The sequence below is a fragment of the Lactobacillus equicursoris DSM 19284 = JCM 14600 = CIP 110162 genome, assembly GCF_001434815.1.
Lineage (GTDB): Bacteria > Bacillota > Bacilli > Lactobacillales > Lactobacillaceae > Lactobacillus > Lactobacillus equicursoris.
The window spans coordinates 1-1,462 of sequence record NZ_AZDU01000103.1 but is presented as its reverse complement, the minus strand read 5'-3'; the positions used below and the strand labels follow the sequence as shown (position 1 = coordinate 1,462).

Below are 1,462 nucleotides of genomic sequence, written 5' to 3'. Positions count from 1 at the left end.
TGTCAATAACTTGGGATAATGTCCCGAAAAATTTAAATTATTAGCGGGGAATTTTCCCCGCTATTTTTATGTGAATTTGTGATACTTGTGTGCTTTGTTCTGCTGCGCGATGAACGAAGCACGCTTCCAAGGATGGGACATCGGTGGAATATACTTCTTCCGCTGTCTCTTTTTCTCGGTCTCAAAATCGATATCTGGTGAGACTCTTGCATTCTTCGGAATCTCGGTCAAGGCATACACTTTCTCGTCAACGGTGACCAACAATTGACCATCCAATGCTTGAATAACCAGGCATTTAGTGCCTTTGGCAAAGCAGATAAGCTTGTTTGAGGCGTCTGTAGCTTGATAATAGTGATTCTTGTAGGAGATGGCCGATCCACTATCAAACGTACGTGGAGACAGTACCGCTAGCGTATAGTTGATCGTCTCGTCGTCAGGGCTGTCGGCGAACGCTGATTCAAATTTGTGAATGTCCTGCCCGAACTTGTCATTGAATTTTGGAACAAAAACCTCCCGCAGATACTTGTTGGCATCTTCGATTGTAGTTATGTTGTGAAGCCTCAGCTCTGGCTTCAAACGGCTTTGTACGGTCTGGTTTGCCCGTTCCACCATGCCCTTGGCCTGTGAGACACTAGTGGTTACGATATCTGTTCCCAAGATCTTGCAGGCATATCCAAATTGCGTAAGAACGTCTTTGTGCTCTGCTTTGGTTTTAGCCGTCTCATAATTAAAAACGGTTCGATTGTCGGTTTTGAATCTAAGAGGAATGCCATAGTTCACGAGAATCTGCTCATAGACGTGGTAATAGGCATTCAGGGTTTCTTGCCAGTCGAAGTAGGCGCCAACCAGGTTGCCTGTGGCGTTGTCTATTGCCAGGTGCAGGTGAGCCTTCTTATCGCCAAACCAGAGCAGAGAAGAGGCGTCCATTTGGATTTCTTCGCCGAAGTATTTACAGCGCTCGTGACGTGGATGAGCATCTTCCATAGCTATTTGATGATCGATAACCACTTCAGAAACTTTGTCAGCCTGTTTTGGGTGATCCCGATACCACTTCTTTTTGGCCATTTTCCGCTTTGTCTGTCTCCAAGGTTTGGGTGAAAGGATGTAGTTGTCTTTAAGCAGGTTGTAGACCTTGGTGTAGGAAACAGAAATGTGTTCGATCTCCTCGAGCAACTCGACAAAGTGTGTTAAGTTGCAGTCTTGATATTTGGTGCGATATAGAGTTACAATGTGTTTGTTAATTTCTGTGGTGAGACAATTAACAGGTAAGCGGCCGGTGTTCCCATGAACAAAGGCCGCTTTTCCTTTGCTTCGATATTGGTTAATTCTTCTGTTTAGCTGTCTGACAGAGATGCCTAAGATCAGTGCAGCTCTTTTCTTGTTTCCGCCATGATCAACCAACTCTTTAATGATTTTGTATTGTTCTTCGTATTTCATAGTTAACCTAACTTTCTTCATTGTC

Annotated in this window: 1 protein-coding gene; it reads right to left on the bottom strand. The window is 44.3% G+C overall.

Features of this window, described 5'->3' with window-relative positions; genetic code table 11:
- Positions 1-66 precede the first annotated feature (66 nt).
- Positions 67-1,437: an ISNCY family transposase gene (locus FC20_RS09480; protein ID WP_054668381.1), complete on the bottom strand. Its 1,371-nt coding sequence runs from the start codon at positions 1,435-1,437 to the stop codon at positions 67-69.
- Positions 1,438-1,462 lie beyond the last annotated feature (25 nt).